Annotated in this window: 21 protein-coding genes; 14 read left to right on the top strand and 7 right to left on the bottom strand. The window is 33.7% G+C overall.

The window, feature by feature from the left end:
- Window positions 1–3 precede the first annotated feature (3 nt).
- The 4 genes from WBG07_RS08345 to rpsU all read left to right on the top strand — a co-directional run bounded on the left by WBG07_RS08345 (window position 4) and on the right by rpsU (window position 4,520).
- Window positions 4–2,643, top strand: a complete 2,640-nt coding sequence (locus WBG07_RS08345; protein WP_340200294.1) for an AsmA-like C-terminal region-containing protein — start codon at window positions 4–6, stop codon at window positions 2,641–2,643.
- A gap of 35 nt (window positions 2,644–2,678) precedes the next feature.
- A complete protein-coding gene (locus WBG07_RS08340) occupies window positions 2,679–3,305 on the top strand; it encodes a LysE family transporter (RefSeq protein ID WP_340200293.1) in 627 nt (208 codons plus the stop codon).
- A gap of 98 nt (window positions 3,306–3,403) precedes the next feature.
- Window positions 3,404–4,267, top strand: coding sequence for a sigma-70 family RNA polymerase sigma factor (locus tag WBG07_RS08335; protein ID WP_340200291.1), 864 nt, complete (start codon window positions 3,404–3,406; stop codon window positions 4,265–4,267).
- 58 nt (window positions 4,268–4,325) lie between these two features.
- On the top strand, window positions 4,326–4,520 hold the full coding sequence (gene rpsU, locus WBG07_RS08330) for a 30S ribosomal protein S21 (RefSeq protein ID WP_340200289.1): 195 nt from the start codon (window positions 4,326–4,328) through the stop codon (window positions 4,518–4,520).
- A 338-nt stretch (window positions 4,521–4,858) separates the two neighbouring features.
- Here rpsU and WBG07_RS08325 read toward each other — a convergent pair whose 3' ends face one another.
- Entirely contained in the window at window positions 4,859–5,653 is a 795-nt protein-coding gene (locus WBG07_RS08325; RefSeq protein WP_340200287.1) for a DUF2797 domain-containing protein, read from the bottom strand.
- A 43-nt stretch (window positions 5,654–5,696) separates the two neighbouring features.
- On the opposite strand from WBG07_RS08325, the gene WBG07_RS08320 reads away from it, so the two are divergent.
- On the top strand, window positions 5,697–7,211 hold the full coding sequence (locus WBG07_RS08320; protein ID WP_340200962.1) for a GH3 auxin-responsive promoter family protein: 1,515 nt from the start codon (window positions 5,697–5,699) through the stop codon (window positions 7,209–7,211).
- A 28-nt stretch (window positions 7,212–7,239) separates the two neighbouring features.
- Here the strand turns inward: WBG07_RS08320 and clpX are convergent, their stop codons facing one another.
- The 6 genes from clpX to WBG07_RS08290 form a co-directional block, all read right to left on the bottom strand.
- Window positions 7,240–8,469 carry an ATP-dependent Clp protease ATP-binding subunit ClpX gene (gene clpX, locus WBG07_RS08315; protein WP_340200285.1) on the bottom strand — a complete coding sequence of 410 codons (1,230 nt, stop codon included), beginning with the start codon at window positions 8,467–8,469 and terminating at the stop codon, window positions 7,240–7,242.
- Between the two features lie 26 nt (window positions 8,470–8,495).
- Entirely contained in the window at window positions 8,496–9,170 is a 675-nt protein-coding gene (gene clpP / locus WBG07_RS08310) for an ATP-dependent Clp endopeptidase proteolytic subunit ClpP (RefSeq protein WP_340200283.1), read from the bottom strand.
- Window positions 9,171–9,256: 86 nt separating this feature from the next.
- Window positions 9,257–10,582, bottom strand: coding sequence for a trigger factor (gene tig, locus WBG07_RS08305; protein ID WP_340200281.1), 1,326 nt, complete (start codon window positions 10,580–10,582; stop codon window positions 9,257–9,259).
- A gap of 104 nt (window positions 10,583–10,686) precedes the next feature.
- Window positions 10,687–11,037 (bottom strand): phage holin family protein, encoded by a 351-nt coding sequence (locus tag WBG07_RS08300; RefSeq protein WP_340200278.1) that lies wholly within the window; start codon window positions 11,035–11,037, stop codon window positions 10,687–10,689.
- Between the two features lie 51 nt (window positions 11,038–11,088).
- The gene (locus WBG07_RS08295; protein WP_340200277.1) at window positions 11,089–11,862 is read right to left on the bottom strand and encodes an alpha/beta fold hydrolase; all 774 of its coding nucleotides are present in this window, start codon (window positions 11,860–11,862) and stop codon (window positions 11,089–11,091) included.
- Window positions 11,862–12,575 (bottom strand): pyridoxine 5'-phosphate synthase, encoded by a 714-nt coding sequence (locus WBG07_RS08290; RefSeq protein WP_340200276.1) that lies wholly within the window; start codon window positions 12,573–12,575, stop codon window positions 11,862–11,864. Before WBG07_RS08290 ends, WBG07_RS08295 begins: the two co-directional genes overlap by 1 nt.
- 95 nt (window positions 12,576–12,670) lie before the next feature.
- Here WBG07_RS08290 and WBG07_RS08285 point away from each other — a divergent pair, with 95 nt between their 5' ends.
- The 9 genes from WBG07_RS08285 (at window position 12,671) to WBG07_RS08245 (ending at window position 23,452) form a co-directional block, all read left to right on the top strand.
- Entirely contained in the window at window positions 12,671–13,330 is a 660-nt protein-coding gene (locus WBG07_RS08285; protein WP_340200274.1) for a CBS domain-containing protein, read from the top strand.
- Between the two features lie 9 nt (window positions 13,331–13,339).
- Complete coding sequence (locus WBG07_RS08280; RefSeq protein WP_340200273.1) at window positions 13,340–14,227, top strand: NAD kinase; 888 nt, start codon at window positions 13,340–13,342, stop codon at window positions 14,225–14,227.
- A 98-nt stretch (window positions 14,228–14,325) separates the two neighbouring features.
- Window positions 14,326–15,009, top strand: a complete 684-nt coding sequence (gene porG, locus WBG07_RS08275; protein WP_340200271.1) for a type IX secretion system protein PorG — start codon at window positions 14,326–14,328, stop codon at window positions 15,007–15,009.
- A 9-nt stretch (window positions 15,010–15,018) separates the two neighbouring features.
- Window positions 15,019–15,759, top strand: a complete 741-nt coding sequence (locus tag WBG07_RS08270) for an isoprenyl transferase (protein WP_340200269.1) — start codon at window positions 15,019–15,021, stop codon at window positions 15,757–15,759.
- The gene (bamA, locus tag WBG07_RS08265) at window positions 15,731–18,340 is read left to right on the top strand and encodes an outer membrane protein assembly factor BamA (RefSeq protein WP_413788817.1); all 2,610 of its coding nucleotides are present in this window, start codon (window positions 15,731–15,733) and stop codon (window positions 18,338–18,340) included. The genes WBG07_RS08270 and bamA overlap by 29 nt, the downstream gene beginning before the upstream one ends.
- Window positions 18,341–18,378: 38 nt before the next feature.
- Window positions 18,379–19,209 (top strand): OmpH/Skp family outer membrane protein, encoded by an 831-nt coding sequence (locus tag WBG07_RS08260; RefSeq protein ID WP_340200267.1) that lies wholly within the window; start codon window positions 18,379–18,381, stop codon window positions 19,207–19,209.
- A gap of 28 nt (window positions 19,210–19,237) precedes the next feature.
- Window positions 19,238–19,747, top strand: a complete 510-nt coding sequence (locus WBG07_RS08255; protein ID WP_340200266.1) for an OmpH/Skp family outer membrane protein — start codon at window positions 19,238–19,240, stop codon at window positions 19,745–19,747.
- A 156-nt stretch (window positions 19,748–19,903) separates the two neighbouring features.
- Window positions 19,904–22,108: a peptidase domain-containing ABC transporter gene (locus WBG07_RS08250; protein WP_340200265.1), complete on the top strand. Its 2,205-nt coding sequence runs from the start codon at window positions 19,904–19,906 to the stop codon at window positions 22,106–22,108.
- The gene (locus WBG07_RS08245) at window positions 22,109–23,452 is read left to right on the top strand and encodes an HlyD family secretion protein (protein ID WP_340200263.1); all 1,344 of its coding nucleotides are present in this window, start codon (window positions 22,109–22,111) and stop codon (window positions 23,450–23,452) included.
- Window positions 23,453–23,554: the final 102 nt, after the last annotated feature.

Here is a 23,554-nt window from a genome sequence, read left to right as displayed (position 1 = left end):
ATTATGAAAAAATATAAAAAAGTGCTGAAGATATCAGCATTTGTGATATTCCTTTTTATCGGGATACTAGTGGCATTTCCATTTGTTTTTAAAGGTAAAATTGTAGAACTCATAAAACAAAATCTCAATAATAGTCTAAATGCAACAGTAGATTTTAAAGAAGCAGATTTGAGTATTTTCAGAGGATTTCCTAGTGCAACTGTTGTGTTAAATGGTACAACTGTTATTACAAGTAAACCATTTGCAAATGATACTTTATTCAGTGCAGATGAAATTGTACTAAAAATAGGAATTGGAGAATTATTTAAAGATGCATCGGAAACCGTTAGCATCAAAAATTTTAAGGTAGATAAGGCTCATTTAAATATTCTGATTAATAAAGAAGCACAAGCCAATTATGATATTACAAAAGAGAAAAATAGTGCCAATTTATCTGAAAATGCACCTAAGGCTAATTTCGAATTTTCAGTAGATAGCTACGAGATTACAAACTCAAATATGCATTATTTGGATGAGAGTACTGGAATAGCTCTTGAAGTAAATGAAATTAATCATTCAGGAAAGGGAGATCTTTCTTTGGAGAATTCTAAGTTAAGCACCAAAACCGATGCGTTGATTTCCTTTTCTATGGATAGCGTTAATTACCTCAATAAAAATCCAGTAAAACTTGAAGCACTTCTAGGGATAGACCTCAAAGAGAGTACTTATAGCCTTTTAAAAAATGAGGGTGTGATAAATCAATTACCCTTAGTTTTTGATGGTTTTGTAAAAATCAATGAAGACAATCAGGAGGTAAAAATATCATTTGAAACTCCCTCATCAGACTTTAAAAATTTTCTTGCCGTACTACCAGAAGTGTATGTCAAAAATATTGAAAATGTGCGTACCTCCGGTAATTTTGAGATTAAGGGGCTTATTGAAGGTGTAGTAGATGAGACACATATTCCAAAACTCAACATTTCCTTGCAATCAGATGATGCTATGTTTCAATACCCTAACCTACCTAAAGCGGTTGAAAATATTAGCATTAAAACCTTTGTAGTAAATAAAACCGGTTTGGTAAAAGACACCTATATAGAGATACAACAATTGTCTTTTAGAATTGATGAGGATGTGTTTAACGCAAATGCCAAATTCAGTAATCTTATAGAAAATCCATATATCAATGCTCATATTGACGGGAGACTTAACTTAAAGAATTTGAGTAATGCATATCCTCTTACAACCAACACACCGCTTTCAGGTGTTTTAGACGCAAATGTTACTACGGCTTTTGATATGAGAACAGTAGAAAATGGAAGCTATGAAAAAACACATAATACAGGTACACTGGTACTTAGTGGATTTAATTACGAGTCTGAAGAACTGGCAAAGCCATTCAAAATAGATAAAGCTGCTTTAACTTTTAACCCGAAAAAGGTGACCCTAAATTCGTTGAATGCGAAGACAGGTCAGACAGATATTCAGGCAAATGGTAGTATGACCAATTTGCTAGGATATTTGTTTAATAATGAAGATGTCAAAGGGCAATTTAATATGTCATCCAATGTTTTTGCGGTAAATGATTTTATGGTTAAAGAAGTTGAGGAGAAAACTAATTCTCGTGAAAAGCAACAGACTAAACAAAATGAAATACCCACAAAAATCAAAATACCATCTTTTCTTGATTGCACAATAAATGCAAAAGCAGGTACTGTGTTTTATGATAATATTACTTTGAAAGATGTGGATGGAACTTTATTGATAGCTGATGAAAAGGCAACTTTAGTAAATTTAAAATCCTCACTATTTGATGGGCGTTTAGCACTTAATGGAAGCGTTTCAACAAAAACAGAAACCCCTTTATTTGATATGAATTTAAATATTGATGCATTCAATATAGCCAGCTCATTCAAAGAATTGGAATTGTTTAAAGCACTGGCGCCAATAGCAAATGCGATGCAAGGAAAACTAAATGCTGCTTTGTCACTTTCGGGAAACTTAAATGACGATTTCACACCTAATTTAGCATCGGTTAGCGGTAACACACTTGCTGAATTTTTATCGACAAAGATTAACCCTGAAAACTCTAAAGTACTATCGTTAGTTACTAACCAATTAAATTTTATTGACTTTTCTAATTTAAACCTAGATAGCCTGAAAACTTCTCTTGTGTTTGAAAACGGGAAGGTAAAAGTGAAACCATTTAAATTCAATTATCAAGATATAGGAATAACAGTAGAGGGAGGTCATGGTTTTGATGCTTCAATGGATTATGGAATTACATTTGACGTGCCTGCAAAATACCTTGGAAAAGAAGCTGCTTCTTTAATTGCTAGTTTAAAGAATGAAGACACAGAGACATTAAAAGTTCCTGTAGCCGCAAGCATTAAAGGAAGTTTTTCTGATCCTAAAGTAAATACCGATTTAAAACAAGCAGTGACTAATTTAACCAAAGAGTTAGCCGCAAAACAAAAAAATCAATTAGTAAATAAAGGGAAAGATGCTGTTAAAGATGCACTTGGCGATTTTTTGGGGTCTGAGAAAGATACCATACCCAACGATTCTGTTACCAAAAAGGATCCTGTAAAAGATACTGCTGGGACTTTAATTAAAGGCTTATTTGGTAAAAAGAACAAGAAAAAAGACTCGGTTACTAATTAATGTAATGCATATACAAATAGAACGACCAAAAAGGTATGACACTTCTATTTTATTTTATCATTGGATTTGTGGTTACATTTATAGGAGCCTTACCGCTAGGAACCGTTAACCTATCTGTAATTAATACTACTATCAAACAAAATACCAATAAAGCTATGAGAATAGCTTATGGTGCCGGTGTTGCTGAAATTATATTAGCAGTAATTACACTTAATTTTGGTATGATGGTAGTCAAATTTATTGAAAACCATATTTGGATTCAGTTTTTAGTAGGTTTTGCATTGTTAGCTGTGGGGTGTTTACTGCTGCTAAAAAAACAATCTACTGTATCAAATACAACTGTTGGAAATGAAAATGGCAGATATTTAAATGGGTTTCTTTTAGGACTACTAAACCCGCCAGTATTAGTATATTGGGTGTTTATCACAGGGTTTCTTAGTCAATATGATATACATTTGGCAATGATAAATTCATTGGTATTATTAGCGTTATTCTTGATAGGAGTTTACTTAGGAAAAGTGGGCTCTTTATTTTTTTATAGTAGTATTAGTATGCTAATAAAGACTAGACTTTCTGTAGCAACAAAGTATGTAAATAAGTTTATAGGGATTGTTTTAGTAGTAATTAGTTTGATTCAATTTTTTAAATTATTGATTCTCTAAGAATTAAAATGTGAAAGTTTTGTTACTTTTTTGGTAGTCTCGAAAAAAAGGTTATAATGGGGTTACTATTGTGTAAATATAAACCGTAAATACTTTTAATGAGGCAACTTAAAATTACCAAGCAGGTAACCAACCGCGAATCCAAATCCCTAGACAAATACCTTCAAGACATTAGCAAAGTAAGCCTGATAACGGCAGACGAGGAAGTAGAACTGGCACAAAGAATAAAGAAAGGTGACCAAATTGCCCTCGAAAAATTAACAACTGCAAATTTACGTTTTGTAGTATCTGTGGCAAAACAATATCAAAATCAAGGACTTTCCCTACCTGATCTAATCAATGAAGGAAATGTAGGATTGGTGAAAGCAGCCAAGAGATTTGATGAGACACGTGGATTTAAATTTATTTCCTATGCGGTATGGTGGATTAGGCAGGCAATTTTGCAAGCATTGGCAGAGCAGTCTCGTATTGTTAGACTACCATTGAATAAAATAGGATCTATAAATAAGATTAAAAAGGCTATTTCTCACCTTGAACAGGCGCATCAAAGACCGCCTTCTGCAGAAGAAATTGCAAGAGAATTAGATATGACTATCTCAGAAGTAAAGCAATCGCTTAAGAATTCAGGTAGACATTTATCTATGGATGCTCCATTGAAAGAAGGAGAAACATCAAGTTTACTAGATGTAATCAAGTCTGGAGAGTCTCCAACACCTGATAGAGAATTATTGAACGATTCCCTTAACATGGAAATTAATAGAGCTTTAGATACCCTTACCGCTAGAGAAGGTGATGTAGTAAGATTGTATTTTGGTATTGGTGATCACCAACCTATGAGTTTAGAAGAAATTGGACATACATTTGATCTTACCAGAGAGCGTGTAAGGCAAATTAGAGAAAAAGCAATTAGAAGACTTAGAGTAAGTTCAAGAAATAAAGTACTTAAAACTTACTTAGGCTAAATTAAATTAATATCTTTGCTTTCCATTTTTAGAAATAACATAAACAGAAATAATTTATATGCTGATCATTAACGTTAAAGAAGGAGAAAAAATAGATAGAGCTCTTAAAAGATTAAAGCGTAAATATAGGGATACTAAAGTTTTACAGAATCTTAGAGAAAATCAACATTTCACAAAAAAATCTGTAAAACGCAGAAAACAAATACAAAAGGCTTCTTACATCCAAAGGCTAAGAAGTGAAGAAGAGGTATAAATATCTCAGAACTTATCTACTTTTATTAAAAACGCTATCTTTTTAAGGTAGCGTTTTTTGATTAAATTTTAAGTAGTTTTTTTATAGATTTCAACTATTAGGTTGATAATCAAATAAATATGTCACAATAAATGTAGGCGAACCACATTTGGGGACTATTAATATCTATAGAGCAAAAGGAAGTGTTTTTTGATCAATTTATCAAAATTAATAACAGAACTACTAATTTAATACTCAGCCTAACTTATAACTTTGGTAGAAATTTTGATGATTATTTTGAAAAATCAAAGTTGGAAAATGAAGACATCATTCTAGAATTAAAAGTTTATGCGTATCGCTTAAGACAAAACATCAATGCCAATATAATAGCCTTCACTACCACGAACGTTAAAAACAGTGTTGTCTTCAAAGATTAGATATTGTCCTTTTATGCCTTTAAGGACCCCTTCGTAAGAAGGAGTTTTTTGTAAATTCAGGCTATTAGGTTTTTCTGGATATTGCAATACTGGAAATGTAAGTGCGGTTTCTTTATTAGTTTCAATAAAGTAAGGTGCCACTTCTTCGGGAATGTATTGCTTTAGTTGCTCTCTATAAGCTGTTAAGTCTTCATCTACAATATCATTTTTTAACATTTTACGCCAGTTGGTTTTATCGCCTACATGCCCTTTTAAGGCAACTTCTGTAATTCCTGCAAGATATCTGTTTGGAACTTCTGCAATTTCAATAGCTTCATGCGCACCTTGATCAATCCAACGGGTGGGAACCTGATTTTTTCGGGTGACCCCAACTTTTATGTTACTGGAATTGGCTAGATACACAATATGAGGTTGTAGCTGCACCTTTTTCTCATAGTCAAGATCTCTGTCTTCTTCATTCAAATGGGCTTTGCTTAATTCTGGACGCATAATCCAATCTGCTGCCTGTGGAATTTCAAAAAAACAACTTTTGCAGTATCCCTGTCTATAAATGGGCTTGTCTAAATGGCAGTTTAAACACTCATACTTTATAAAATATAATTTGATACGATGATCTAGTAATTGGTTAACATTTATAAAGTCATCTTTAAGAAGCAGATAATATTCAATAGGTTCTGTGTATTCCGTACTCATTTTTGTTAACACTCCTTCAAACATGCTAAAAGTTTTGTTATTTTTAGAGCCTAAAGATAATGCAAATATGCCAATTCCCTTATTCAATTCTATTGCTTCATGGTTGCTTAAAAAGCGGATTCATCAAATAGAACTTTTTTTGAAATATCCAGAAGAGGTACAGGTAGAATTACTCAGTCAATTACTAGCGAATGCTCAGAACACAGAATTTGGAAAGTTATACGATTTTATATCTGTTAAAAATTATGATACGTTTAAAGAGCGTATTCCTATTAATAGGTATGAGCAGATAGAACCCTTTATTGAAAGAACACGAAAAGGAGAGCAAAATATTTTTTGGCCTTCACCTATTAAATGGTTTGCTAAAAGTAGTGGCACCACCAACGCTAAAAGCAAATTTATTCCGGTAAGCACGGAAGCTTTAGAGGATTGCCATATTAAGGCTGGGAAAGATATGCTTTGCTTGTATTACAACAATAATGAGGGTTCTCGTTTGTTAACTGGTAAAAACTTACGCTTAGGCGGTAGTTCTGAAGTTTATCAAGATAATAATACTTTTTTTGGGGATTTATCAGCTATTATTATTGAAAACCTCCCTTTTTGGGCCGAAATGAGTAGTACTCCAAGTAATAAGGTTTCTTTAATGAGCGAATGGGAGTCAAAATTAGAAGCAATTGTGGCGCAAACGATCCAAGAAAATGTTACAAGTATGGCAGGTGTTCCTTCCTGGATGCTTGTGTTGCTAAATAAGGTGCTTGAAACTACGGGCAAAGAACATTTATTTGAGGTTTGGAAAAATCTGGAGGTTTATTTTCATGGTGGGGTAAGTTTTAATCCTTATAAAGATCAATATAAAAAATTGCTCCCAAGCTCAGGTTTTAAATATTACGAAATTTATAATGCTTCTGAGGGTTTTTTTGCTATACAGGATCGTAATGATTCAGATGAATTATTACTAATGCTTGATTATGGTATTTTTTATGAGTTTATTCCTATGGACGTTTATAGTACACCTTTGGAGAAAGTACTTCCAATATGGGAAGTGGAAGTTGGTAAAAATTACGCAATGGTAATTACTACCAACGCGGGTTTATGGAGGTATTTAATTGGGGATACCGTACGTTTTACATCGGTTAGACCTTACCGCATTAAAGTGTCTGGAAGAACTAAACACCATATAAATGTTTTTGGGGAAGAGTTAATAATAGAAAATGCGGAGGAGGCACTAAAGAATGCCTGTGCCAAAACTGGAAGTGAAATAGTGGATTATACGGCAGCACCTGTTTTTATGGAAGGTAAAGAGAAGGGCGCACATGAATGGTTAATTGAATTTAGAAAGGAACCTGAAGATTTAGACTATTTTTCCGAATTGTTAGACAATGCTCTAAAAACATTGAACTCAGACTACGAAGCAAAAAGATATAACAATATGGCGCTTAAAAAGCCCATCCTGCATGTAGCCCGCAATTCTTTGTTTCATGATTGGTTAAAAATGAAAGATAAGTTGGGCGGGCAGCATAAAATACCAAGGTTGTCTAATAAAAGAGATTATTTGGAAGAGCTGATTAAAATGAATTCATAAAAAAGCGGAATCTTTTGATTCCGCTTTTTTATGAAACAGCTTTTAGTTTCTTGAACGTTGCTTTTGAAAGTTTTTCAATTGCATAAGGTCTTGTAATATGTAATTGTTTTTCTTCAGAACTTGGAAGCTCAAACATAGCATCAGTAAGGATTGCTTCGCAGAGTGACCTTAAACCACGAGCTCCCAGTTTATATTCAATGGCTTTCTCAACAATATAATTTAATGCTTCATTATCTATGGAGAATTCAACCTCATCCATTTCAAATAGTTTGGTATATTGCTTTATGATTGCATTTTTAGGCTCTGTAAGAATAGCTCTTAATGTATTTGCATCTAGAGGATTCATGTGTGTAAGCACGGGAAGCCTGCCAATAATTTCAGGAATTAAGCCAAAGTCTTTAAGATCTTTTGGTATAATATATTGAAGTAGATTTTCTTTATCTACGGTATCTTCTTTTATAGAGGCGCTATAACCAACCGCTTTCATATTAATTCTTCTAGTGATAATCTTTTCAATACCATCAAAAGCACCCCCGGCGATAAATAGAATATTTTCTGTATTAACCTCGATAAATTTTTGATCGGGATGTTTACGACCTCCTTTGGGTGGAACATTTACAACCGTTCCTTCCAATAATTTTAATAATGCCTGCTGAACACCTTCTCCTGAAACATCTCTGGTTATAGAAGGATTATCGCTTTTTCGTGCAATTTTATCTATTTCATCTATAAATACAATTCCGCGTTGTGCTTTTTCCAAATTGTAATCGGCAGCTTGTAAAAGACGGGTTAGAATACTTTCTACATCTTCACCTACATATCCTGCTTCCGTTAAAACCGTAGCATCTACAATAGCAAGTGGAACATTCAGCATTTTCGCCACTGTTTTTGCGATCAGTGTTTTGCCAGTACCAGTTTGACCCGCCATAATGATGTTACTTTTTTGAATTTCAGTATCATCTCCACCTGGTTGTAGGAGTCTTTTGTAATGGTTATATACCGCAACAGACATCACTTTTTTGGTAGCTTCCTGCCCAATAATAAACTGATCTAAAAAATCCTTAATCTCCTTTGGTTTTTTAAGAATAAGCTCTGAAGATAATTCACTATTTTTTGACTGCCTTGATTCTTCTATTACGATACCATGCGCTTGTTCAATACATCTATCACAAATATGTGCATCTAGTCCTGCGATAAGCAAGTTAGTTTCCGGTTTTTTTCTACCGCAAAATGAACATTCTAGTTCTTCTTTTGCCATAATACTCTCTTTTTGTTTAAGCCTACTTATTCCCTTACGAGAATTTCATCAATCATCCCATAGGCTTTAGCCTGTTCTGCTTTCATCCAGTAATCTCTGTCGCTATCTTCACTTACTTTCTCAAAAGACTGCTCAGAATGTTTAGCTATAATTTGATATAATTCATCTTTTAGCTTAAGGATCTCACGTGCAGTAATTTCAATATCACTCGCTTGACCTTGAGCTCCGCCTAAGGGCTGATGTATCATTACTCTAGAATGAGTAAGACCACTTCTTTTACCTTTTTCTCCGGCACATAAAAGTACTGCCCCCATAGAAGCTGCCATTCCAGTGCATATGGTGGCAACATCAGGTTTTATAAACTGCATTGTATCATAAATCCCAAGACCTGCATATACACTTCCTCCAGGAGAATTAATGTAAATTTGAATGTCTTTTGTTGCATCTGTACTTTCTAAAAAAAGTAACTGTGCTTGTACAATATTGGCAACCTGATCATCTATACCAGTTCCCAGAAAAATAATTCTATCCATCATTAATCTTGAAAAAACATCCATTGCAACTGCATTTAACTGGCGCTCTTCAATAATGTTTGGAGTTAAACCTACTGGGGTAACTCTGCTTACTATTTTATTGTAGTAAGTACTGCTTATGCCATGATGACCTACTGCGTACTTTTCAAATTCTTTTCCGTAATCCATATATTCTAAAACGGTTAATTTTTATAAAAAAAGCGTTAACATTTAATTTATTAACGCTTAAATATAAGTAAAATTATTTTTACAATTTAGGCACCATAAACTTCCTTCACGAAGTCTTCATAGGTGATTTTTTTCTCTTTGAGATTTGCATTTTCCTTGTAAAAAGTTACAAGTTTCTGACTCATAAGTTGTTCAGACATTCTCTTAACCTCATCTTGGTTAGACAAGACTCTTCCTACAATGCCTTCTACATCCTCATCAGACGGATTTAATTGTCCGAATTGTGCCATTTGTGTTTTTATAAAACTTCTGGCAAAATCTTTAATTTCTTCAAAGGTAACCTGAAGGTTTTGTTCTTGAATAAGCTTTCCTTCTATCAATTGGTAACGAAGTCCTTTTTCAGACTTTTCATATTCTTCGCTCGCTTCATCTTCACTTAATGGCTTTTCGCCAGTAGCTTGAATCCATTTTTTAAGGAAGGCAGCTGGAAGATCAAATTTGGTGTTTTCTACCAAATATTCGGTTACATCATTTAATAATTTTTGGTCAGACTGCTGTAGGAATTGTTTCTCTGCATCTTCTTTTATCTTGTCTGCCATTTCTTTTTCTGAAGCAACTACGTCTTTGCCAAAAAGCTTATCCAAAAATTCCTGATTAACTTCGGCAAGTTCTCTTGTGTTGATCTCATCTAATTCAAAAGCTACTTCAACATCAAGATCATTAACTTGATCATGATTAATTCCCAAAAACTTAATAAGATCTTGATCATCTTCAAATAAACCTTTGGTTGGTAACATTATAACATCACCTTTGCTAGCGCCTTTCAGTTGCTTAAGGTTATTTTTACCTTTTACTTTAGTGAGGGGAAAAGTAGTTTTATTATCTATTTCCGCTTCTGTATTAGAAAATGTACCAGTAAGTTCATCATTTTCTTCTACAGTATCCTTTGATATTAGTTTGCCATATTGTTTACGAAAGCTTTCAATTTGACTATCGATCATTTTTTTATCGGCAGTAATCTTGTAGTGCGTAATAGCTTTTTTTCCTTTAAGATCTACTTCAAAAATAGGGGTTAGACCTAATTCAAATTCAAACGAGAAATTTTCTGAATCCCAATCAAAATCATCTTTTGGTTTTGGCAAAGGATTTCCCAATACATCCAATTTTTCTTCGGTAAGATACTTGTTCAGAGAATCTTGCAATAACTTGTTAACTTCATCTACCAAAACAGCTCTTCCATATTGCTTTTTTACAAGCCCCATAGGAACATGGCCTTTCCGGAAACCAGGAATGTTTGCTTTTTTACGATAATCATTTAAGATTTCGTTTACCTTATCACTGTAATCTTCTTTTGAAATTGCAACTGTAACAATTGCATTTAAATCATCAATTTGCTCTCTGGTAATATCCATTACGTCTAATAAAATTTAAAATCAACCGCCTAAAACGGCTTGCAAAATTATGATTTTTTTGCTAGCTAACAAAGTTTTTAAGGGCTTGAAGTTCAAAGGATATGTTAATCTTTCTTATCTTCTTTTATTAATGAGAACAAAACTGATTGGAAAAAAGAAAGTAAGAGGCTAAATAACAGTGCCCACCATAAACCACTAACTGTAAATCCATCTACGAGTTTATCCGCTAGAATTATAATCACAGCATTAATAATAAGTAAAAAAAGACCTAGGGTGACAACAGTTATAGGTAGTGTTAAAATAACTAAAATAGGTTTTACAATAAATTTTAGTAAACTAAGTACAATAGCCACTACAATTGCAGTTACATAACTGTCAACAGCTACTCCTGGTAACAACTTTGCTAATAAGATTACCGCCAGCGCAGATAAAAGTATTTTGAATATGAATTTCATGATTTCATAATTGTTTTAGAAGTTAAATTTAATCAATTGTTAGTAGTATGTTTAGGAAGGGTCTAAAAAATTCATGGAAAACTCAATAAATTGCTTTGGATTTTCTGCATGAAGCCAATGTCCGGCATTTTCAATAGATTCTATCGTAGTATTAGGAAATAGTTTTGTAATTAGAGGTATATCATCCATAGTTAAATAGTTAGATTTACCCCCTTTAAGAAAAAGAGTTTCGCCTTTGAATTCTTTATCTTCTGGCGTAGACGCCCCTACTTCCTCTACATGCGCTGAAAGCACTGGTAAATTCATTCGCCAATCAAAAGAATCTCTTGTTTTACGATAAAGATTTTTAAGTAAAAATTGTCTGATTCCAAAATCTTTAATGTAAAGTCCAAGTTGCTCCTCTGCCTCTTTACGAGAGCTTATTTCATTAAGATTTACACTGTGAAGTCCTTCCAGAATTTCTTGATGATGCACCGAATAATATTTTGGAGCAATATCAGCAATAATAAGTTTATGGACATTTTCTGGATTATGAAGTGCAAAAAACATCGCTGTTTTTCCTCCCATGGAATGCCCTATGATTTGTGAGCGCTCAATTTTATGATATTGTAAATAATACAACAAATCAGCACTCATAAGTTCATATGAAAAGGATTCTGCGTGAAAACTTCTACCGTGATTTCTTTGATCAACAAGATGTACTTCAAATCCACTTTCGGCATAAAAGTTACCAAGGGTTTTCCAATTATCAGACATGCCTAAAAAGCCATGAAGAATAATCAACGGTTTTCCTTTACCTATAATTTTTGAATGGAGTAAAGACATTATTGAAGTTTATGCAAATAAAGATTAATTACATTCTCTAGTCCTAAATAAAGAGATTCACAAATAAGTGCATGGCCTATAGAAACTTCAAGTAAATCTGGAACATTTTCTTTAAAGAATTTGATGTTATCAAGGCTTAAATCGTGTCCTGCATTGATGCCAAGGTGTAATTTGGAAGCCAATAGAGCTGCGTTACTGTAAGGCTCAATTCCTGATAAATCCCCTTTCTCATAGGCTTCGGCGTATGCTTCTGTATAGAGCTCAATGCGGTCTGTCCCAGTTTCTGCTGCTCCTTCTATCATTTTTTCAACAGGATCAACAAATATGGAAGTTCTTATTTGATTTCTTTTAAATTCCTGAATAACTTCTTGTAAAAAACTTTTGTGTTTTACAGTGTCCCAACCTGCATTGGAGGTAATAGCATCAACCGCATCTGGAACCAGTGTTACTTGTGTAGGTCTTACTTCTAAAACCAGATCTACGAATTTTTTTATTGGATTCCCTTCTATATTATATTCAGAAGTCACCAGTTCTTTCAATGCCCTTGCATCGGCATATTTTATATGGCGTTCATCTGGTCTTGGATGAATGGTGATCCCTTGTCCGCCAAATTCTTCAATATCTCTAGCTACTTTAAGCAGATTCGGGACGTTACCACCTCTGGCATTTCTTAAGGTGGCTATTTTATTAATATTAACACTGAGTTTAGTCATAAAATACGTGTCAAAGTTATTATTTGGCAAAAATACAAAGTAGGGCACGCTTTTTATCATAGATTTTAATTAATTTGCCATTTATTAGTAAAGCAATGATTAAGATTAATTCTTACATACGTTTTGATATTGAGGCACTCACCCCAGAGACTTCAATAGCCGATGTTATGATCAAGTTTGCCAGCACTACCTGTACACATCTGCCGGTAGTTGAAAATAACTTTTTAATCGGCAATATTTCTGAAGATGATATTCAGGCGTTTGACAGTTCAAAAAAAGTAGGTGATTACCGGTATGCTTTAGATACCTTTTTCGTTAGAAAAGAGACAAATTGGCTGGATGTATTAGAGACGTTTGCGCGTCATAATGCCAATTTGGTTCCTGTTTTAGATGATGCAAATGAATATGCTGGATATTATGAGTTAATAGATATCATCACTATTTTTAACGACACGCCGTTTTTATACGAGCCGGGAGGAGTCGTTATTGTTGAAAAAGGAATGAAAGACTATTCTTTTAGTGAAATTTCACAAATTGTGGAAAGTAATGAAGGAAAACTACTTGGTGCTTTTATATCTGATTCTAAAGATGATATAATCCAAATTACACTTAAAGTAGGGAATACGGGGCTTAATTCTATTCTTCAAACATTAAGACGTTATAATTACAACATTATTGTTGGTAATGAAGATGATATGTACATGGAGGGTCTTAAAGAAAGGTCAAATTATCTCAAGAAATTTCTTAATATTTAATTGCTAATTATGAAAGTAGGGGTGTATGGGCAGTTTTATCATGAAGGCTCTGGTAGTTGTGTCAAAAGTCTTTTAGATGAATTGCATATACGCGGAGCAGAAGTCTTTATAGAATCTGGCTATTTAAAAATACTTAAAGAACAAGCTCTAGGATTAACCCATTCATATCAAACTTTTTCATCTTATGATGATTTGGATGATTCATTTGATCTTTTCTTTAGTGTAGGAGGTGATGGAACTATTCTAAGAGCAATTCTCCTAGTACGTGATCACAATATTCCTGTAGTTGGAATCAATACTGGACGACTTGGGTTTTTAGCCACATTGCAAAAAGAAGATATTATTACAGCCATTGGTGAGTTGTTTAAAGGTAATTACAATGTAGAGAAAAGGAGTCTCTTGGAAATCACAACCAATCCTGCAGTTGATGATTTAGCAGAAATTAACTTTGCTTTAAATGAAATCGCGGTAAGCCGCAAGAATACTACATCAATGATTACGGTAGCTACCTATATAGATGATGAATATCTTACCTCATATTGGGCAGATGGTTTAATTGTTTCTACACCTACTGGTTCAACAGGGTATTCTTTGAGCTGTGGAGGTCCTGTTATTACACCAGATACAAATGCATTTATTTTCACCCCTATTGCTCCTCATAATTTAAACGCAAGACCTTTGGTGATTCCAGATCATAAAAAAATTCGTTTAGAGATTTCTGGAAGAGAAAATAGCTATTTAGTTTCATTAGATTCTCGTATTGCTACTGTAGATAATAAAACGGAAATTATTATAAACAAAGCCCCTTTTCATATTAATATGGTAGAACTTGCTTCGGAAAGCTTTCTTAAAACATTAAGAAAAAAGCTATTATGGGGAGAGGATAAGCGAAATTAGACAATAAATGAGCTCAAAACCTGTTTAACAATCGTATCGTTTCTATTACTTATTGCCCCTGAGTAATCTTAATTGTTATATTTGCAAACTTTAGATTTATGAGGATAATTGTGCTTTTGTTTTTTCTGTTATCAGGAATGTATTCAGCCACTTCACAAATACATGAAATTGGTATATTTGGAGGAGGTAGTAATTATATAGGAGATATTGGTTCTACCAACTATATTAATCCTAATCAAGCCGCTTTTGGTTTCATCTACAAGTGGAATAAAAGCAGTAGGTATTCTTACCGAGCGAGTCTTATATTTACAAAACTTTCTGGTGATGACGCAAATGCAGACATCAACTCTAGAATACAGAGAGATTTTAGTTTCGAAAATTCCATTCGTGAACTTTCAATTGGTATGGAGTTTAACTTTCTTCCATTTAATCTTCATGATTTTAGTAAGCCTGTGACCCCCTATATATATGGTGGATTATCTTATTTTAGCCATTCAAAACTTAATTTTAACGGAGGATTAGTGGTAGATAATGGAAATCGTAATACATTTGCAATCCCAATGACCCTTGGAGTTAAGGGCAAAATTGGAGAGCATCTTGTACTTGGGGCAGAGATTGGTGCTAGATACACTTTTACAGATAATCTGGACGGCAGTAACCCTAACAATGCAAATGGCAGTTTGAGTTTTGGAAATATTTACAGTGATGATTGGTATGTTTTTTCAGGGATTACCTTGACTTATACCTTTGGAAGGAGGCCCTGTTATTACTGTTTTGAGTAGAAAATTAAAATGAACCAAAAAGACTTAATTAATAAAAATAACCTACCGGGGCATATTGCAATTATCATGGATGGTAACGGGCGATGGGCAAAGCTTAAAGGAAAGTTACGTGTTTTTGGTCATGAAAATGGAAGTAAATCTGTAAAGCAGGTAGTAGAAGCCTGTGCAGAACTAGGCGTGAAACACCTAACTTTATACGCTTTTTCAACCGAAAATTGGAATAGACCAAAATTAGAAGTTCAAACACTGATGAAACTTTTAGTTACTTCTCTTAGGAAAGAATTAGAATCTCTCACAAAAAATAACATCAAACTTACAAGTATTGGCAATATTGAAACGCTCCCAAAAACAGCTAGAAAAGAACTTTTAGATGTTATAAAGAGAACACAGGATAATGATCACATGACACTTACTTTAGCACTTAGTTATGGTTCAAGAGAAGAAATCAAAAATGCTGTGAAATCACTGTGTTCCAAAGTTAAAAATAACATAATTTCAGTAGAAAGTATTGATGAATCAATTATAAATGCACATCTTTACACGCATGATTTACCAGATGTAGACCTGTTAATACGAACAAGTGGAGAACATCGCATTAGCAATTTTTTGCTTTGGCAAATTGCATATGCTGAGTTGTATTTCACAGATGTTCTTTGGCCGGATTTTACCAAGGAAAATTTGTATGAAGCCATATTAAACTATCAAAATAGAGAACGCAGATTTGGAAAAACAAGTGAACAACTTAAATAGGAATATCAACGGGATAAGATATTTTGGTGTATTAGTATTGATGCTGATTTTTTGCTCACAATATACAAGTGCTCAAGAAATACCATTTGACAAGGGAAAGAAATATATTCTAGGTGGCGTTGAGGTAACTGGAATTAAAAGCTATAATGAACAAACGGTTCTTACATATACTGGTTTAAGGACCGGACAGGTAATTACAATTCCAGGAGAAGAAATTAGTAAGGTTTTAAATAAGCTCTGGAAGCTAGAACTCTTTAGCGATATAAGTATTTATATAACCAATATAGAAGGAGAAACCGTTTATTTAGAATTAAATATTCAAGAACTCCCAACGCTTTCAGAAGCTAAGATTACTGGTATAAAGAAAAAGAAAGCAGAAAATATTGTAAATGATACGGAACTTAAAAAGGGAAAAAAAGTAACCGAAAGCTTCCTTACTAATACTAAAAATTACATTCTCAATAAGTATAAAAAACAAGGCTTTCTAAATGCAAAGGTCAATATTTTGACTAAGCCCGATACTACTCAGACAAATTCTTTGAAGGTTTTAGTGGATATTGATAAAGGGGACAAAGTAAAGATTGGTTCAATTGATTTTGTAGGTAACGAAAAGCTTAAAGATAAGAAGCTCAGAAAGGCAATGTCTAATACCAAAAAGAAAATGCCTTTAAGATTCTGGAAGAAATCTAAATTTATTGAAGCAGATTATAAAGAAGATCTTAGTGCCATCGTAGATTCTTATAAAGAAAAAGGATACAGGGATGCCAGAGTAATTTCAGATACCGTAGTTTTTAATGATAAAAAGAATACACTAGATATTACTGTAAATGTTGAAGAAGGAAATAAGTATTATTTTGGTGAGATAGATTTTGTTGGAAATACAGCTTATACAGATCAAGGGTTATCTGCTGTATTAGGAATTGAAAAAGGTGATACCTATAATGGTGTTTTGTTAAAGGAAAGAATTGCAGACAATTCAAAGCCAGATGCAGAAGATATTACCAATCTTTATCAAAATAACGGATATCTTTTTTCAAGAATTAATCCTGTGGAGGTTTCTGCTGAGAATGATACTATTAATTTTGAAATACGAATTATTGAAGGAAAACCCGCTTACATTAATAATGTAAGAGTAGTTGGAAATGATAAGACTAATGACCATGTTATCTACAGGGAGTTAAGAATAAGACCAGGACAACTTTACAGTAAAAGTAATGTTATCAGAACCATTCGTGAATTAGGGCAGTTGCGATTTTTTGATCCAGAACAAGTAGTTCCAGATATCCAAAACCCAAACCCAAATGACGGAACAGTTGATGTTCAGTATAAAGTAGTGGAAAGAGGTTCTAGCCAAATTGAATTACAAGGTGGTTTTGGAGGCGGAGGTTTTATAGGAACTTTGGGACTTTCGTTTAGTAATTTTTCTATTAGGGATATTTTTAAAAAAGATGCTTACAAGCCTATACCAATGGGTGATGGGCAAAGCTTATCTTTACGTCTTCAGGCCAGTAGATCTTTTCAGACCTATAGTTTTTCTTTTGTAGAACCATGGCTAGGAGGAGAGAAACCAGTTCAGTTTTCAGCATCTTTATCGCATACAGTGCAATATTTGTTCGATAGATTCGCTACCAGTGGTCGTATAGAAGTAGATCGTGATCGCCGCTTCTTGATAACAGGGGTTACTTTTGGTCTGGCTAAAAGGTTAGAAGTGCCCGATAACTTTTTTACCCTTTCTCATGCATTGGCTTTTCAGCATTATGATTTGAAAAATTATAATACAGGGCTGTTTACTTTTGGAGACGGTTTTTCTAATAATGTTTCTTATACCATTGGTCTAAGTAGAAATAACACCTTTAACAATCCTATCTTTCCAGTAGGTGGTTCTCAATTTAGCCTTACCGCTAAATTAACACTACCATATTCATTATTTGATAATACAGATTACAAAGATCTTAGAGAGCGAAGAGAGCAAGCGTTAGAAGATAATGACCAGATTACCATACAAGAAATAGATCAGGAACGTTTTAGATGGTTAGAATTTTATAAAGTAAAATTTAGTGGTGCTTGGTATACTAGAATCGTAGATCAACTTATTTTAAAAACACAAGGAGAATTTGGTTTTCTGGGTGCCTATAATAATGACCGTGGTATTGTTCCGTTTGAAAGATTTTTTCTTGGAGGTGATGGTTTAGGGAATTTTACCTTGGATGGCAGGGAAAATATTGCACTTAGAGGGTATCCAAACCAATCCATTAGAACTATTAATGAACGTACGGGAATCCCCAATAATGATGGCTCTACTATCTATAATAAATTCTCTCTTGAGCTTAGATACCCTATAACTTTTAACCCATCTGCAACCATTTACGGACTATCATTTCTAGAAGCGGGTTCCGCATTTGACAATTTTAAAGACTATGATCCGTTTGATTTAAAAAGATCTGCTGGTTTTGGATTGCGTATTTTTATGCCTGCTTTTGGTCTTTTAGGAATTGATTTTGGATATGGATTTGATAACGTTCCGGGTTCTACAGGAGCTAATGGATGGGAAACTCACTTCATAATTGGTCAACAATTTTAATTTTGGCACGATATTTTCTATACAAACAACATAAGCTTATGAAAACAAAAGTTCTTTTTCTTTTATTAGCAACTTTTACCCTAATGATGAATGCACAACGGGGTGTTAGGATAGGGTATATAGATATGGAATATATACTGGAAAATGTAGATGAATACAAAGAGGCAAATACACAGTTGAGTGCCAAGGTTCAGAAGTGGAAAGTAGAAGTTGAGCAACAGAAAAATGTTGTAGCTCAAATGAAGAAAGACTTAAATGCAGAAAAAGTACTTTTAACTAAGGAATTAATTGAAGAGCGAGAAGAAGAAATCCAAATACTGGAAAAGGAGATGTTGGAATATCAGCAGGCAAGATTTGGCCCTCAGGGAGATTTGGTGATTCAAAAACGCTTATTAGTTCAGCCAGTACAAGATCAAGTATTTAATGCGGTGCAGGAAATAGCTTCTAAACGTAAATATGATTTTATTTTTGATAAATCTGCTGATGTAGTAATGCTCTATTCAAACAAAAGTTACGATATTAGCGACCTTGTTTTGAGATCTCTTAATCGTTCAAAAAAGAAAAATGAACGTAACAACAGAAGCAAAAAAAGTGAAAAGGAAAAATTTGAAGATACGCCGCCTAACCCAGAGGTAGAAGCAAGAAAGCAAGCGGTAGAAGCACAAAGGGCAGAACGTGCAAAAGCTCAGGAAGAAAAGCGCTTACAACGTTTGAAAGAAAGGGAAGAGCTTAAAAAAGCGTACGAAGAGCGTCGTAAAAAATTACTGGAGGAACGGGAAGCCCGCAAAAAGGCAGCACAAGAAGCTAAGGATAAAAAGAAACAAGATCAGGATAAAGAAGAGGAGTCTGATGAAAATGAAAATAATTAAAAATAACACTTAAACAATTAGTAGTACCATGAAACAGTTAAAAACGTTTGTAATTGCAATAGCACTTGTATTAGGAGCATCAAGTTATGCTAATGCACAAAGTAAAATTGCGCATATCAATGTTCAGCAGCTTGTAAATGAAATGCCTGAAACAAAGGCAGCACAAGCTGAGATTAAAAAGTTGGAGCAGACGTATCGCGCAGATTTAGAAACTTCAGCTAAAGAGTTGCAAAACTTGTATACACAGTATCAAAATGAAGCAACTACTAAAACGAAAGAAGAAAACGAAAAAAGAGCAGAAGATGTACGCCAGAGAGAAGTAAACATTCGTCAGGCAGAGCAAATGGCGGGTCAGGAACTTCAGAAAAAACAGGTTGAATTGCTAGAGCCTATTTTCAAAAAAGCGAATGATGCCATTCAAAAAATTGCAAAAGCACAAGGATTTAACTATGTATTAGATGCAAGTGCAGGTCAAGGTGTGATTTTTGCAGATGGCAAAGATTTAATGGCCGATGTAAAGAAAGAATTAGGTTTCTAAAATTGCCCATATTCATAAATAAATGCCTGCATTATTTGCGGGCATTTTTTATTTTAAGGAGTATTCTAAAATGATCTGATTTATGAGTTGTATATTAATCTGTGTTATTTTAGAAATTCCAAATAATTGTAATATTTTTATAGCTAAATTAAACCTATGAAGTTAAGAAAGTTCCCATTTTATAAGCAGTTGGATCAGATGGATTGTGGTCCTACCTGTTTAAGAATGGTAGCTAAACATTTTGGGAGGTCAATTCCTATTGATGTACTCAGAAGAAAATCAAATATTACTAGGGAAGGAGTTTCTTTAGGAGGTATTGCAGAAGCTGCTGAAGATGTGGGTCTCCATACCCTTGCTGTAAGTATAGATTTTAAAACTCTAGAAGACGAAGTGCCACTGCCTTGTATTGCACATTGGAGACAACGTCACTTTGTGGTGGTTTATGCAATTAAAAAAGATATTGTTTACGTAGCAGATCCTGCGCATGGATTGGTTAAGTATAGTAAAGCTGATTTTATTAAAGGATGGATTGGTAAAAATGCCGATCCTGATGAAGCTGAGGGGTATTTGCTATTACTAGAGCCAACTCCAGAGTTTTTTAATGCAGATCCGGACGAAAAGAAAGAATACGGTTTTAAATTTTTATTCTGGTATTTCAGGCCTTTTAAAAAGTATATCCTTCAGCTAATGTTAGGGTTGTTGGTGGGAAGTTTACTTCAACTTATTTTTCCTTTCTTAACACAGGCAGTAGTAGATTATGGTATTAACTACCAAAATATCAATTTTGTATACTTAATATTGATCGCCCAGCTCACCTTATTTGTATCACAAACTACAGTAGAACTTATACGGGGTTGGATTTTACTTCATATGACTAGTAGAATTAATATCAATTTAATTTCTGATTTCCTTATTAAGTTAATGCGATTACCAATTGCTTTTTTTGATTCAAAAAATACAGGAGATATCATACAACGTATCTATGATCATAACAGAATTCAAAACTTTCTATCTTCCACAACACTTAACACCCTATTTTCCGCATTTAATTTTGTGATTTTTGGAGCGGTACTGGCATATTATAATCTAACCATTTTCACTTTGTTTTTTGTGGGTTCAGTGGTTTATGTAGGTTGGACATTGCTATTTCTTAAAAAGCGGGCGGAATTAGATTATAAAAGGTTTGATCAGTCTTCAGACAATCAGAGTAGTTTGTACCAGCTTATTTCAGGAATGCAGGAAATAAAGTTAAACGGATCTGAAAGAAGACGCCGTTGGGAATGGGAAGCCATTCAAGTAAGACTTTTTAAAATATCTATAAAGGGACTCGCATTATCTCAAACACAGAATACTGGAGGTCAGTTTTTAAATGAATTAAAAAACATACTCATCACCTTTGTGGCAGCAAAGGCAGTAATTGATGGAGAGCTTACTTTGGGTATGATGCTTTCTATTCAATATATTATTGGACAGCTAAATTTACCTATCAATAATTTTATTTCTTTTATTCAAACAGGTCAAGACGCTAAGATTAGTTTAGAAAGGTTAGCAGAAATTCATTTAAAAGATGATGAAGAAGATAGAAATGAAGATTTTATAAAGGAGTTGCCAGAAGATAAAACCATTAATATTAAAGATTTAAGTTTTAGATATGGCGGTGCTTCTTCGCCATGGGTGCTTGAAAATTTAGATTTTTCAATTCCTCAAGGAAAAGTTACCGCTATTGTAGGAGCCAGCGGAAGCGGTAAAACCACCTTAATCAAGTTATTATTAAAGTTTTATGATCCTACAGAGGGGAATATTTTAATAGGTCAAACTAAATTAGTAAACATAAGTACTGGTACTTGGAGAAAATCTTGTGGTTCTGTAATGCAAGATGGTTTTCTCTTTGGTGATACAATTGCGCGAAATATAACTGAATCAGACTCTGAAGGAATCACCGATAAAGTTAGATTAGAGCACGCGGTAAATGTGGCAAATATTGATAATTTTATTGAAGAACTTCCATCTGGTTTTAATACTAAGATAGGGGGTAGTGGAGTAAATATAAGTGGCGGACAAAAACAACGAGTATTAATTGCCCGATCTGTTTATAAAAATCCTAAGTATATTTTCTTTGATGAAGCTACTAGTGCACTAGATGCTAACAATGAGAAGGTAATTATGGAAAATCTTCAGGAATTTTATAAAGGAAAAACGGTAGTAGTGGTTGCTCACCGTCTTAGTACGGTTAAAAATGCAGATCAAATAATAGTTTTAGACCAAGGTAAAATTATAGAAAGAGGGACGCATAAAGAACTTACCAGTCTAAGAGGAGCGTATTATACTCTGGTAAAGAATCAACTTGAATTAGGAAACTAAATGGCAGAGGAAGTAGCAGAAGAAGCAGTAAAAAAAAGAAATAAGCTTGATGATCTTGATGAAAGATCAGATCAGGTTAAAGAGATATTGGGTAAAACTCCAAATTGGGTAATTCAATGGGGGATTACGGTTGTATTTATTATTGTAATTGTATTACTGGTGGGAGCAGCGCTCATTAGTTATAATGATATTATTCCCGCACGTATTGTAATTACTAGCGAGAATCCACCAGTCTATCTGGAGGCAAAAACTAGCGGCAGGCTTACCAATATTTTTGTAGAGGCAGATCAACTCGTAAAAGAAGAAGAAGTGCTTGCCGAAATTGAAAACACAGCCGATTTTAACGATGTATATTATTTAAAGACAAAAATTGAAGAGTTTCAACCAGCTATAATTAATACTGATTCTTTAAGACAAGTATATCCTTCCTTTTTAAAGCTAGGTCCTATACAACTGGCTTATGGAAGTTTTATTACCGAATATCAAAATTACATTCTTTTCAATTCATTAAAACCTAATAAGAAGGAATCTGTAGTTATTGCAAGACAAATTAGCGAACAACGAGATTTATTAAGCAAGCAGAAAGAACAACTTTCTTTATTTGGTGAAGAGTTGGAGTTTTCAAAAAATGATTATGAAAGAAATCGTACGCTGTATGATAGAGGTGTTTTATCTAAATCTGAATTTGAAACTGCTTCCCGCAGTTACTTATCAGACCGGCAAAGATTTGAGAACTTGAAAACAAGTATCTCTAATACTGAAATTTCAATTGCAAGTAATAATAATTTGCTTACCCAAAACGATATTCAGGGAGAAGAGTTTACTAATAATTACAGGCAGCAATTGGAAAAGGCCCATCAGAACTTGATTAATGAAATGCGAAATTGGGAACAGTTATACATTTTAAAGAGTCCAATAGATGGAAAAATCACCATTTTTGATGTATGGAATAAATACCAAAGTGTGAATGTAGGAGAAGTACTTTTTACGATTGTACCTCAAGATTACAAAAAACTCATAGGTAAAGTAGCAATGCCAATTCAAAATTCAGGAAAGGTAAAGCTAGGCCAAAAGGTAATTATCAAATTAGATAATTATCCCAACCAAGAGTGGGGAAGTTTAGTAGGTACAATTACGAATATATCGGATGTGCCAAAGCAACAAGTACAACAGGAGCCTTATTATTCTATTTATGTAGATATCGGAGGATTAACCACTTCTTATAATAAAGAGATAGATTTTAAGCAGGAAATGCAAGGAACCGCAGAAATAGTTGTAGAGGAGTTAACCGTGCTACAACGAATATTCTACCAGTTAAGAGAAATTTTTGATAGGGCGGAATGATAAAAAAATCGTCATAGAAAAGCCAGTCTTGACTTTTTAATGCTCTGTAAATACACGGAAAATACTCATTAATACTCTATTGCGTTTGGGAAGGGGTAATTT

This window comes from Ascidiimonas meishanensis (genome assembly GCF_037782385.1).
In the GTDB taxonomy this organism is placed as follows: Bacteria; Bacteroidota; Bacteroidia; order Flavobacteriales; family Flavobacteriaceae; genus Ascidiimonas; species Ascidiimonas meishanensis.
This window is presented reverse-complemented; position numbering and strand designations above follow the sequence as displayed.